The sequence below is a fragment of the Variovorax sp. UMC13 genome (assembly GCF_014170375.1).
GTDB lineage: Bacteria > Pseudomonadota > Gammaproteobacteria > Burkholderiales > Burkholderiaceae_C > Variovorax.
The window spans coordinates 60,067-72,354 of record NZ_LZZW01000023.1; the positions used below are offsets into that span (position 1 = coordinate 60,067).

Annotated in this window: 13 protein-coding genes; all 13 read right to left on the bottom strand. The window is 69.3% G+C overall.

The window, feature by feature from the left end; translation table 11 throughout:
- Positions 1–47: 47 nt before the first annotated feature.
- The 13 genes from A9977_RS18155 to A9977_RS18215 all read right to left on the bottom strand — a co-directional run bounded on the left by A9977_RS18155 (position 48) and on the right by A9977_RS18215 (position 12,218).
- Positions 48–959, bottom strand: a complete 912-nt coding sequence (locus A9977_RS18155; protein WP_183026273.1) for a CoA transferase — start codon at positions 957–959, stop codon at positions 48–50.
- 110 nt (positions 960–1,069) lie between these two features.
- Positions 1,070–1,810 carry an SDR family oxidoreductase gene (locus tag A9977_RS18160; RefSeq protein WP_183026274.1) on the bottom strand — a complete coding sequence of 247 codons (741 nt, stop codon included), beginning with the start codon at positions 1,808–1,810 and terminating at the stop codon, positions 1,070–1,072.
- 175 nt (positions 1,811–1,985) lie between these two features.
- A complete protein-coding gene (gene mnhG, locus A9977_RS18165) occupies positions 1,986–2,342 on the bottom strand; it encodes a monovalent cation/H(+) antiporter subunit G (protein WP_183026275.1) in 357 nt (118 codons plus the stop codon).
- A complete protein-coding gene (locus tag A9977_RS18170; RefSeq protein ID WP_183026276.1) occupies positions 2,339–2,617 on the bottom strand; it encodes a K+/H+ antiporter subunit F in 279 nt (92 codons plus the stop codon). The genes mnhG and A9977_RS18170 overlap by 4 nt, the downstream gene beginning before the upstream one ends.
- Positions 2,614–3,105: a Na+/H+ antiporter subunit E gene (locus tag A9977_RS18175; protein WP_183026503.1), complete on the bottom strand. Its 492-nt coding sequence runs from the start codon at positions 3,103–3,105 to the stop codon at positions 2,614–2,616. Before A9977_RS18175 ends, A9977_RS18170 begins: the two co-directional genes overlap by 4 nt.
- A complete protein-coding gene (locus A9977_RS18180; RefSeq protein ID WP_259652033.1) occupies positions 3,105–4,802 on the bottom strand; it encodes a monovalent cation/H+ antiporter subunit D in 1,698 nt (565 codons plus the stop codon). The genes A9977_RS18175 and A9977_RS18180 overlap by 1 nt, the downstream gene beginning before the upstream one ends.
- Positions 4,799–5,152, bottom strand: coding sequence for a Na+/H+ antiporter subunit C (locus A9977_RS18185; RefSeq protein ID WP_183026277.1), 354 nt, complete (start codon positions 5,150–5,152; stop codon positions 4,799–4,801). The genes A9977_RS18180 and A9977_RS18185 overlap by 4 nt, the downstream gene beginning before the upstream one ends.
- Positions 5,152–8,109, bottom strand: a complete 2,958-nt coding sequence (locus tag A9977_RS18190; RefSeq protein WP_183026278.1) for a monovalent cation/H+ antiporter subunit A — start codon at positions 8,107–8,109, stop codon at positions 5,152–5,154. The genes A9977_RS18185 and A9977_RS18190 overlap by 1 nt, the downstream gene beginning before the upstream one ends.
- A 40-nt stretch (positions 8,110–8,149) precedes the next feature.
- A complete protein-coding gene (gene crcB / locus A9977_RS18195) occupies positions 8,150–8,527 on the bottom strand; it encodes a fluoride efflux transporter CrcB (protein ID WP_183026279.1) in 378 nt (125 codons plus the stop codon).
- A gap of 227 nt (positions 8,528–8,754) precedes the next feature.
- Positions 8,755–10,068, bottom strand: a complete 1,314-nt coding sequence (locus A9977_RS18200) for a TRAP transporter large permease (protein WP_183026280.1) — start codon at positions 10,066–10,068, stop codon at positions 8,755–8,757.
- A 134-nt stretch (positions 10,069–10,202) separates the two neighbouring features.
- Positions 10,203–10,736 carry a TRAP transporter small permease gene (locus A9977_RS18205; RefSeq protein ID WP_183026281.1) on the bottom strand — a complete coding sequence of 178 codons (534 nt, stop codon included), beginning with the start codon at positions 10,734–10,736 and terminating at the stop codon, positions 10,203–10,205.
- 9 nt (positions 10,737–10,745) lie between these two features.
- Positions 10,746–11,723, bottom strand: a complete 978-nt coding sequence (locus A9977_RS18210) for a TRAP transporter substrate-binding protein (protein ID WP_183026282.1) — start codon at positions 11,721–11,723, stop codon at positions 10,746–10,748.
- A 144-nt stretch (positions 11,724–11,867) separates the two neighbouring features.
- Complete coding sequence (locus A9977_RS18215) at positions 11,868–12,218, bottom strand: helix-hairpin-helix domain-containing protein (RefSeq protein WP_183026283.1); 351 nt, start codon at positions 12,216–12,218, stop codon at positions 11,868–11,870.
- Between the last annotated feature and the right edge of the window lie 70 nt (positions 12,219–12,288).

The window sequence follows — 12,288 nt, forward strand, 5'->3', positions numbered from 1 at the left end:
ATGGTCGGGGGCGGGACGAGGTCCGGCGCGCGGCGGGGCGTGCCGTGTCAGGCCGCGGGCGTGGCATTGCGCATCGCATGCAAGGGCACGTCGTGCGCCAGCGCCATGGCCTCGAGCGCGGCGCAATCCTGGTCGCGCACGAAGGCGGCGATGGCCGCATGCGTCGACGAGCGGAACATCGACTGCGCGGCATCGGCATCGAGCCCGGCCGCCGCGCACAGGCGCTGCGCGAAATGCGGCTCGAGCGCGGCCAGCGCCACGCGGCCGTCGCGGCAGGGGTAGACGCGGTAGCCCGCATGCGCGCCGCCCACGGTGCCGCCGGGCGCGGTCAGGCCCCAGTGGCGCGGCAGCGCGAGGTAGTGCGCGGCCTCCGACAGCGCGACCTCGATGCGCACCCCGCTGCCGTGCGTGGCGCGGTGCAGCAGGGCCTGCAGCACGGCTTCGCTGGCCATCAGCGAGCCGCCCATGTCGGCATAGAGCGTGGGCGGCAGCTCGGCGCCGGTGACCAGGCCGCTCTCGGCCATGTAGCTGAGGTCGTGGCCCGGCGCCTCGGCCTGCGCGCCGGGCGCGCCGACGATGGCGACCATCGAGAGCCGCGGGTAGCGCGCATGCAGTGCCTCCCAGTCCAGGCCCAGCTTGCGCAGTGCCGAGGGCCGGAACGAGGTGATTAGCACGTCGGCGCAAGCGAGTTCGATCTGCAGCAGCGCCTGGCCTTCATCGGTCTTGAGGTCGCCCTGCAGCAGCGAGACGCCGGCGTGCATCGCGTCGTAGGCCTCGGGCGCGTAGACGCGCATCGGATCGGCCGAGCCGCCCTTCGCCGCCAGCGGTTCGAACTTCACGCACTGCGCGCCCATCGCATGGCAGCGCATCAGCGCGGCCGGGCCGGGCAGGTTGAGGGCCAGGCTCAGCACGCGCGTGCCGGCGAGGGGAGAGAACGAGGAAGCGGCAGGACTCGGCATGGTGTGAGGCGTTGGGAGCAACGCGCCATTCTCGTGGCCCGCGGGGGCCGTCGCGCCGCTGGCCGTCGCGCATGCGTCGATGGGCGGCGTCGCCGCCTGCCGCAGGGCCTTCAGACCAGCCCGCCGTTGGCCCGCAGCGTCTGGCCGTTGACCCAGCCCGCATCCTGGCCCACCAGCATCGCGACCGTGTTGGCGATGTCCTCTGGCTGGCCCAGCCGTTCCAGCGGCGCCATCTTCGCCATGCGCTCGATCAGCTCGGGCGTCTTGCCGTCGAGGAACAGCGCGGTGGCCGTGGGGCCGGGGGCGACGGCGTTGACCGTGATCTGGCGGCCGCGCAGCTCCTTGGCCAGGATGTTCGTCATCACCTCGATCGCGCCCTTGGTGGCGGCATACACCGCGTAGCCGGGCAGCGCGAGGCCGATCACGCTGGTCGAGAAGTTGACGATGTGGCCGCCGCTGCGCAGCCGGGTCGCGGCTTCGCGCATGGTGTTGAAGCTGCCCTTCACGTTGACCGAGAACAGGGCGTCGAAGGTGCGGTCGTCGGTGTCGGCCAGCATCGGCAGCGCCGGCGGCATGATGCCCGCGTTGTTCACCAGCACGTCGACCTGGCCGAAGGCCGCGATGGCTTCGTCGAACAGGCGGCGCACCGCGGCGGGATCGGCCACGTCGGCCTGCACCGCGAGCGCCCGGCCGCCGGCGGCGGTGATGGCGTCGACCACCTTGGCGGCTTCGGCGGCGTTGCCCGCGTAGTTGACGACGACCGCGTGGCCGTCCCGGGCCAGGCGGGTGGCGATGGCGGCGCCGATGCCGCGGGATGCGCCGGTGACGATGGCGACGGGGGATGTGTTCATGCAGGGCTCCTCGGGAAGATGGACGAAGGGCTGAACCGTGGGTCCGGCGAGGGCTTCTCGGCTCAGTGCATGAATTGTTCTATTGATCGCCCTGCCGATAAATGGGGCGCATCGGCCATCACTGTGCAACGATCACCAACAATGAAGAGGGGTCGAGCGGCCCGTCCAGGCGTGCTCAGTCGTCGGCGGCCGGCGGCACGTCGCCGCCCTTCTGGCGCTCGCGGAACAGCGCGGCGCGCATCAGGAAGATGGTCGTGACCGGCGCGGTGAGCGCGACGAACAGCGTGATCAGCACCGCGTGCAGGAACAGGCTGTAGCCCTGCACCGAGAAGTAGACGATGGTGGCGATGGTCAGGCACCAGACGCCCGCCGTGGCCCCCAGCGTGGGCGCGTGGATGCGGCGGAAGAAGGTGGGCAGGCGCACCAGGCCGAAGGAGCCCACGGCCGCGAAGGCGGCGCCCAGAACGGCGAAGAAGCCGGTGAGGATCTCGGCCCAGATCGGCAGCGGGCCGACGATGAAATCGGGCGTCATTCGATCACCTCCCCGCGCAGCAGGAACTTGGCCAGCGCCGTCGAGCTCACGAAGCCGAACAGCGCGATCAGCATCGCGGCCTCGAAGTAGACGTTGCTGGTGTAGTTGATGCCCAGCACCAGCATCATCAGCATGCCGTTGATGTAGAGGCAGTCGAGGGCCATCACGCGGTCCTGCGCGGACGGCCCGATCAGCAGGCGCCACACGGCGCACAGCATGGCGACCGCCAGCAGGAAGAGCGCGCCCTTGAGGGCCCAGAACAGGATGGGGGTCATGATTCGAAGATCTCCATCAGCGGCTTCTCGTAGCGGTTCTTGATGAGGTCGATGAAGGCCTGCTCGTCGAGCAGGTCGAACACGTGGATCAGCAGCGTCGAGCGGTCGAGGGCCACTTCGGCCCAGGCCGTGCCGGGCGTGAGGCAGCAGATCATCGACAGCACCGCGAGCGCATTGGGGTCGCGCAGGTCCAGCGGCACCGTGACGAAGGCCGGGGCCATCCCGCTGTTGCGCCGCGTGAGCAGCAGCCGGCCCACGGTCAGCGCCGAATGCAGCATGTCGCGCAGCGCCACGCCCGTCAGGCGCAGCGCCACGCCGGGCTTGCGCATGCGCACCGTGGCCGGGCGCAGGCCCTTGGTGATCAGCGGCACCACGATGGCGAGCACCGCCGCCAGCAGCACGGTGGCCAGGTGCAGCGACTGGTTGAGCAGCAGCCAGACCGCGAACAGCGCGAGCGACAGCGGCGGCGAGGGCATCCAGCGCTTGATCATGGCAGGCCTCCCTTGGCCGCGGGATTGGGCACCTGCTGCGCGCCGAACACGGCGTCGCGGTAGGCGGTGGGGGCGAACAGGCCTTCGGCGGTCGCGCTGGCGTGCTGCATCACCGGGCCGGCCTCGATGGTCAGCGCCACGCAGGCCGCGAGCAGCGCCGCCACCGGCAGCACCTCCACCGCGCGCAGGCTGGGCATGGCGCTCAGCGGCTGGGTCCAGAAATGGCGGATGCCGGTGCGGCTCAGCGCCACCAGCGTAAGGAAGCCCGAGACCAGCAGCAGCGCGAGGAAGGCCCAGCTGGCCTTGCCCACCACCGGGGCGTCGAGCAGGCCGTTGAGCATCGCGAACTTGCCGACGAAGCCCGACAGCGGCGGCAGCCCGGCCAGCAGCAGCGTGCAGCAGAGGAAGCCCAGGCCCAGGAAGGCCACCCCGGCCGGGATGGCGCGGCCGTAGAGCGCCTGCTGCTCGTCGTCGAGGTTGACGTCGTCGAGCGCGGTCAGGTCTTCGGACAGGAAGGGCGCGTTGCCCGCGCTCTCATGCGGCGCGATGCTGGCGCCTTCGTTGCGCCAGCGCTCGACCATGTCGATCAGCAGGAAGAAGGCGCTGACGGCCAGCGTCGAGCTCAGCATGTAGTAGAGCGCGCCGGCCCAGATCGCGGGCTGGCCCAGGCCGATGGCGGTGAGCAGCGTGCCGGCCGAGATCAGCACGGTGAAGCCGGCCAGGTTCGACAGCCGCTGCGTGCCCACGATGCCGATCGCGCCGACGAACAGCGTCGACAGGCCGATGGCGATCAGCATGCCCTGGCCGAACTGCGCCGACATCCCGGTGTCGGGCGCGAACAGCACGGTCCACAGCCGCAGCAGCGTGTAGATGCCCAGCTTGGTCAGCAGCGCGAACACCGCGCTGACCGGCGACACGGCCGCGCTGTAGGCGGGCACCAGCCAGAAGTTGAGCGGCCAGGCACCGGCCTTGGCGAAGAAGGCGGTGGCGAGGATGGCGGCCGCCGCATGCACCAGGCCGCGGTCGCCCGCGTCGAGCTGCGCGATGCGCGCGCCCAGGTCGGCCATGTTGAGCGTGCCGGTCACGCCGTAGAGCAGCGCGGCGCCGATCAGGAACAGCGAGGAGGCCGCCAGGTTGATCGCGATGTAGTGCAGCCCGGCCGAGACCCGCAGCCGGCCCGAGCCGTGCAGCAGCAGGCCGTAGGACGCGGCCAGCATGACCTCGAAGAACACGAACAGGTTGAACAGGTCGCCGGTGAGGAAGGCACCGTTGAGTCCCATCAGCTGCAGCTGCAGCAGCGGATGGAAGTGCACGCCGGCCTTGTCCCAGCGCGAGGTGGAGTAGATCGAGGCCGCGAACGCCACCACGCCGGTGAGCGCGAGCATCAGCGTGGACAGCCGGTCGGCCACCAGCACGATGCCGAAGGGCGCGCGCCAGTTGCCGGCCAGGTAGACGCCGATGGAGCCGGGCCCGCTGCCGGTGTCGGCCGCGTTGACCCAGCGCAGCAGCGCCAGCGCGGCCAGCAGGCCGATCAGGCCGGAGATCACGCTCAGCGTGGACTTGAGCCGGCGCTGCTTCTCGTCGAGCAGCAGCATCAGCGCGGCCGTCAGCATGGGCACCAGGATGGGCACCGCCACCAGGTGCGGCATGGTGAACTCGAGCAGGCGGTCGAGGAAGCCGGTGAACTCGTTCATTCCGCGGCCTCCTTGCGCTCTTCACCGTCCACATGGTCGGTGCCGCTCAGGCCGCGCGAGGCCAGCATCACGACCAGGAACAGCGCGGTCATGGCGAAGCCGATCACGATGGCGGTCAGCACCAGGGCCTGCGGCATCGGGTCGGCGGTGTTGGCCAGCGTGGCCTCGAAGCCGGGGATCAGCACCGGCTCGCTGTCGACGGTGAGCCGGCCCATGCTGAAGATGAACAGGTTGACCGCATAGGAGATCAGCGTCAGGCCCATGATGACCTGGAAGGTGCGGGGACGCAGCAGCAGGTAGACGCCCGAGCCCGTCAGGATGCCGATGGCGATGGCGAGAACGGCTTCCATCAGCGCGCGCCCTCCAGCACCACGGTCGAGGCGGCCGCGGCCTCGGCCTCGTTTTCCTTCTCACGCTGCTCGTCGGACCAGCGATGGCTGCGCACCGACTGGTGGGCCAGGGCCGTGAGGATCAGCATGGTGGCGCCCAGCACCAGCGCGAACACGCCCAGGTCGAAGAAGAGCGCGCTCGGGACATGGATCTCGCCGAGCAGCGGCAGGTGCAGGTGGGCGGTGTGGGTGGTCATGAAGGGGTAGCCCAGCGCGACCGCGCCGCCGCCGGTGGCGAGCGCCAGCAGCAGGCCGATCGCGATCCAGCGGCGCGGGTAGATGCGCAGGTGCTCTTCCACCCACTCGGTGCCCGAGACGATGAACTGCAGCACCAGCGCCACCGACATCACCAGGCCCGCGACGAAGCCGCCGCCCGGCGCGTTGTGGCCGCGCATGAAGAAGTAGATCGAGACCAGTACCGCCAGCGGCAGCAGCAGGCGCACCAGCACGGCCGGCACCATCAGGTAGCCGATCGCGCTGTCGGTGGCGCGGCGCGGGTTGAGCAGGTCGCTGCTGCCGTCGTCCTTCTGCTGGCGCTGCTGGGCCGGCAGCGCCATCGATTCGGGCGCGGGCCGGAAGCGGCGCAGCAACGCGTAGACGGTGAGCGCGACCACGCCCAGCACGGTGATCTCGCCGAAGGTGTCGAAGCCGCGGAAGTCCACCAGCATCACGTTGACCACGTTGGTGCCGCCGCCCTCGCTGAGGGCACGGTCGAGGAAGAAGGGCGAGATGCTCTGCGGGAAGTCGCGCGTCATCATGGTCCAGGCCAGCGCGGCCATGCCGGTGCCGGCGGTGGCGGCCACCAGCAGGTCGCGCCCGCGCCGGCCCCAGGGGCGGATGCGGGCCGAGGCCGGCTGCACCGCGTCCTTGCTGCGCATCGGCAGCCAGCGCAGGCCCAGCAGGATCAGCACGGTGGTGATGGCCTCCACCACCAGCTGCGTGAGCGCGAGGTCGGGCGCGGAGAACCAGATGTAGGTGATGCAGCAGACCAGGCCGGCGGCGGCGGCCAGCATCATCGAGGCCAGCCGATGGAACTTGGCCTGCCAGGCCGCGGCGAGCGCGCAGACCGCGCCGATCAGCCAGGTCATGGCGAACATCGGCGAGAAGGGCGTGAGCGCGCGCGTGCCGCGCTCGCTGGGCGTGAACCACAGCGAGGCGGCGGCACCCCCGACCGCCACCAGCACCAGGATCAGCAGCTGCGTCTGCAGGCGGCGCGTGCCGAACACGCGGCGGCTGCGCCGGCCGGCCTCGCTCAGGCGCGCCAGCAGGTTCTCGAAGATGCGCTGGCCGTCGAAGCGGTGCAGCAGCGGCGTGTGCTCCAGCCGCCCGTGTTCGCGGCCGCGGCGCTGCAGAAGGTACAGCGCGGCGCCGCCCGCGAGCGCGACGAAGCTCATCAGCAGCGGCAGGTTGAAGCCGTGCCACACGGCCAGGCTGTACTCGGGCAGCACGCCGCCCACCACCGGCAGCGCGGCCGCGGCCAGCAGCGGGCCGACCGACCAGGCCGGCGCGACGCCCACCACCAGGCAGATCAGCACCAGCAGCTCGACTGGCACGCGCATCCAGTGCGGGGGCTCGTGCGGCTGCTTGGGCACCTCGTCGCCGCACGGCGGGCCGAAGAACACGTCGAACACGAAGCGCGCCGAGTAGGCCACGCTGAAGATGCCGGCGATGGTGGCGATCACCGGCAGGCTGAAGTCGATCCAGGGCGTGGACTGGATGAACACGGTCTCGGCGAAGAACATCTCCTTCGACAGGAAGCCGTTGAGCAGCGGCACGCCGGCCATCGAGGCGCTGGCGATCACAGCCAGCGTGCCGGTGATGGGCATGAGCCGCATCAGGCCGCTGAGCTTGCGGATGTCACGCGTGCCAGTCTCGTGGTCGATGATGCCCGCGGCCATGAACAGCGAGGCCTTGAAGGTCGCGTGGTTCATGATGTGGAAGACCGCTGCGACCGCGGCCAGCGGGCTGTTCAGGCCCAGCAGCAGCGTGATCAGGCCCAGGTGCGAGATGGTGGAGTAGGCAAGCAGGGCCTTCAGGTCGCGCTGGAACATCGCGATGAAGCCGCCCAGCAGCAGCGTGATCGCGCCCGCACCGCCGACCAGCCAGAACCACTGCTCGGTGCCCGAGAGCACCGGCCACAGCCGCGCCATCAGGAACACGCCCAGCTTCACCATGGTGGCCGAGTGCAGGTAGGCCGAGACCGGCGTGGGCGCGGCCATGGCGCGCGGCAGCCAGAAGTGGAAGGGGAACTGCGCGCTCTTGGTGAAGGCGCCGAGCAGCACCAGCACCAGCACGGCCGGGTAGAGCGCATGCGCGCGGATGATGTCGCCCGAGGCCAGCACCACGTCGAGTTCGTAGCTGCCGACGATGCGGCCCAGCACCAGCACGCCGGCCAGCAGGCACAGCCCGCCCGCGCCGGTCACGGTGAGCGCCATGCGCGCGCCGCGGCGCGCGTCGCGGCGGTGGTGCCAGTAGCCGATCAGCAGGAAGGAGAACAGGCTGGTGAGTTCCCAGAACAGCACCATCTGGATCAGGTTGCCCGAGAGCACCACGCCCATCATCGCGCCCATGAAGGCGAGGAAGAAGGAGAAAAAGCGCGGCACCGGATCGGAGGCCGACATGTAGTAGCGCGCATACAGCACCACCAGCGCGCCGATGCCCAGCACCAGCATGCAGAACAGCCAGGCGAAGCCGTCCATGCGGAAGGAGAGGTCGAGGCCCAGCGCGGGCAGCCACTCGAACTCCTGGCGGATCACATTGCCGTTGGCCAGCTGCGGAAACATCCAGCCGGCCTGCACGGCGCAGCCCAGGGCCACCAGTCCCGCGAGCGTCGACTCCCGGTTTCGCGCGTTGGCCGGCAACAGGGCCGCAAGAACGCTGGCAACGAAAGGGAGTGCGACGAGGAGGACAAGGGACATTGCCGACGATTCTATCGGCCGTCCCTTGACTGACGGCCGATTAACCCGTAAATGCCTGGACCGTTTTGAAGCCCAGCCAGGTCAGGCACAGCGAGCCGCAGACATGCAGCGCGATGGTGCCGAAGGCCAGCGCGGCGCGCCCGTTCTGCAGCATGCCCACGGTCTCGGCGGAGAAGCTGGAGAAGGTGGTGAAGGTGCCGAGGAAACCGGTGATGACCATCAGGCGCCACACCGGGTCGATCTCCGGCAGGCCGTTGAACACGCCGATCGCGATGCCGATCAGGTAGCCCCCGATCAGGTTTACCGCCAGCGTGCCCCAGGGCAGCAGGCTGCCCGGATTGAGCCACAGGGCGAAGCTCCAGCGCAGCAGCGCGCCCACACAGGCCGCGGCGCAGATGGCGATGACGTTCAACAGCATGGCCGCGACTTTAGCCGCTCGCCTGGCCTCTTCGGCCAGAGACACCGCGGAACCGGCTTTGCCGGGCCGCTGGTGTCGCCCCCTGGGGGGAAGGCGAAGCGACACGGAGTGCGCGAGCCCTCGGGGGGGGGCCGTGACACCGCGGAACCGGCTTTGCCGGGCCGCTGGTGTCGCCCCCTGGGGGGAAGGCGAAGCGACACGAAGTGCGCGAGCCCTCGGGGGGGAGCCTATTTTTCCGCGCCCATCATCAGGTCGGGCAGGATCGTGACGATGCCCGGGAAGATCGTGATCAGCGCGATGCACAGCACCAGGCAGAAGAAGAAGGGGATCGCGGCCTTGGCGATGATGTTGCTGTCCTTGCCCGTCATGTTCTGCAGCACGAACAGGTTGAAGCCCACGGGCGGCGTGACCTCGGCGATCTCCACCAGCAGCACGATGAAGATGCCGAACCACACCAGGTCGAAGCCCGCCTTCTGGATCATCGGCAGCACCACCGCGCTGGTCAGCACGATCATCGAGATGCCGTCGAGCGCGGTGCCCAGCACCAGGTACACCACCACCAGCGCGCTGATCAGCGCATAGGGCGACAGGTGCATGCCGTCGACCCATTCGGCCAGCTCGCGCGGGATGCCGGTGAAGGCCATGGTCTTGGTCAGGAAGGCCGCGCCGGCCAGGATGAACATGATCATGCAGCTGGTGCGCGTCGCGCCCATCAGCGCGTCCTTGAAGTTCTTCCAGGTCAGGCTGCGGCCATAGGCCGCGATGGCCAGCGAGCCCAGCACGCCGAAGGCCGCGCATTCGGTCGCGGTGGCCCAGCCGGCGACCAGCACCCAGACGATGAACACGATCAGCAGCGCGCAGGGGATCAGGTTGCCCGACAGCCGGATCTTCTCGCGCAAGCGGGTCGGCGGGTCCGCGGGCGGCACCTTGTCGGGGTGGCGCAGGCTCCACCACGCGATGTAGCCCGAGAACAGCAGCATCAGCAGCAGACCGGGCAGGAAGCCGGCCAGGAAGATGCGGATGATCGAGGCATCGGCCGCGACCGCATAGACCACCATCGTGATCGACGGCGGGATCAGGATGCCCAGCGTGCCGGCGGTGGCCAGCGAGCCGATCGCCAGCTGTTCGTCGTAGCCGCGGCGCTTGAGCTCGGGCAGCGCGACCTTGGCGATGGTCGCGCAGGTCGCGGCCGAGGAGCCCGAGACCGAACCGAACACGCCGCAGCCCAGGATGGTGGTGTGCATCAGCCGCCCCGGGATGCGGTTGAGCCAGGGCCGCAGGCCCTCGAACATCTCTTCGCTGAGCTTGGTGCGGAACAGGATCTCGCCCATCCAGATGAACAGCGGCAGCGCCGCCAGCTCCCAGCTCGCGTTGCTCTCCCAGAAGGAGGAGAACAGGTTCTTGGCCGGCAGCGTGTGGGTGAAGAAGGCCTGGCCGACCCAGCCCACGATGGCCAGCGTCATCGCGATCCAGACACCGCCTGCCAGCAGCACCAGCATGATGACGAGCAGCAGCGCGCCCATCCACAGGGTTTCGGTCATGTCAGCTTTCAGTCGTCGTTTACCAGGCACGTATTTCTGTTCACGGTCTCTGTTCGCGGGCACCCGCGGAACCGGCTTTGCCGGGCCGCCGGGTGCGCCCCCTGGGGGGAAGCGCCGAAGGCGCATCGGGGGGGTCACACTTCTGAAGAGAAGTCGCCGGCCGCGTGCCGTTCTTCGACCGCCCGCTGGTAGCTCGGCTTCTCGCCGCGCACCACGCCGACCAGCTCGTCGACCATCGCGATCAACAGCAGCCAGCAGCCCACGACGAAGGTCGCCTGCGGGATCCAGATCGGGATCACGACCAGCCCGGTCGCCATCTCTGCGAACTCGTAGCTCTCCCAGGTGAAGCTGGTGGCCGCATAGGTGAGGTAGGTCACCGAGACCGAGGCGATCAGCAGGCAGGCCACGTCGAGCACGCGCCGCACCCTGGGCGGCACGGCATCGAGCAGCAGCGTGACGCGCACGAAGTCGCCGTGCCGGAAGGCGTGCGCCATCGCGAGGAAGGCGGCCGCGGCGCAGAGCCAGGCCACCACGTCGTTGAGCCCGCTCACGTGCCAGTTCATCTGCCGGCCCACGCCGGCCAGGATCATCAGCACGAAGATCAGGAACACGCAGAAGGCGCCGAGCGCGCCGGCACCGTCGTACAGGGCGTTGAGGAAGCGGCGCATGCGGCCGGCCTATTTTTTGTAGGCCGAGACGATCGCGGCGCCGTCGGCGCCCGCGGCCTTGAGCCAGTCGGCCTGCATGATGCTGCCGACCTGGCGCATGTCGGCATCGAGCTTGGCCGACGGCTTGTGGATCTTCATGCCGCGCTCGGCCAGCAGCCGCTTGTACTCGGTGTTCTTCTCCTCGGCGACCTTCCAGCCGCGGGTCTCGGCGGCGCCGGCGGCCTTGAGCACGGCCTCCTTGGTGGGTGCGTCGAGCGCGTCGAAGGACTTGGCGTTGACCAGGATCGCATTCTTGGGAATCCAGGCCTGCGTGTCGTAGAAGTTCTTCAGGCTCTCGTAGGTCTTGGTGTCGTAGCCGGTCGAGCCCGAGCTCATGTAGCTCTCGATCACGCCCGTGGCCATGGCGGCGCTGAGTTCGGCCTGCTGGATCTGCACCGGCTGCGCGCCCACCAGTTCGGCGATCTTGGCGGTGGCGGGGCTGTAGGCGCGCCACTTGATGCCGCGCAGGTCGGCCACCGAGCTGATCTCCTTCTTGGAGTAGATGCCTTGCGGTGCCCAGGGCACCACGAACAGCACCTTGATGCCCTGCGCGGTGAGCAGCTTCTCCATGGCCGGCTTGGACGCCGTGTAGAGCTTCATCGCCTCCGGATAGGTGGTGGCCAGGAAGGGCACGCCGTCCAGGGCATAGACCGGGTTCTCGTTGGCGAAGTTGGCCAGCAGGATCTCGCCGGCCTGGGCCTGGCCGCTCTGGACGGCGCGCTTGATCTCGGGCGCCTTGAACAGCGAGGCGTTGGCATGCACCGTGATCCTGAGCTTGCCGCCGGTGGCGGCCTCCACGTCCTTGGCGAACTGCGTGATGTTCTCGGTGTGGTAGTTGGTCGCCGGGTAGGCGGTCGGCAGGTCCCACTTGGTCTGTGCGAAGCCGATGCCGCCGAAGCTGAGGGCGGCGACTGCCGCCATGGCAGCACGGGTGAACTTGTGATTCATGGGCTCTCCGTCGAGTGGATGGTGAAGGCGATCGCGAGCATATGAGCAAATATCGGGCCACCATGGCCGCGTTTCCCCGCACGCGCCGCCATCAAAAAAACCGCCCGAGGGGCGGTTTTTTGGGTAGGCGACGCGCGGACCGCGTCACTTCGCCGGGGTGGCGCCGGTCGGCGCCTTGGCCGCCCGGGGCTGGCCCTTGACCCGTTCGGGGGCGGCGGCGGCCGCTTCCTTGAAGGCCTCGCCATTGACGGTCAGGCCCTGGGCCGACAGCTTGGCGGCGGTCTTTTCCTTCACGCCCTTCACGCGCTGCATGAAGTCGGGCCAGTCCTTGAAGGCGCCTTGCTGTCGCGCATCGACGATGCGCTTGGACATGGCGGGTCCGACCCCCTTGAGTGCGTCGAGATCGGCCGGGCTGCCTTTGTTGGCATCGACGGCGGCAAAGGACGCGCAGGCGAACAGCAAGAAGGCCGTGACGGCCAGGATTTTCTTGAACATGAACTCTCCCTGAGTTTTTGATTTGAAGAAGCACCGCACCGCCCGCGCGAGCGGGAGGTGCCGCGACAGC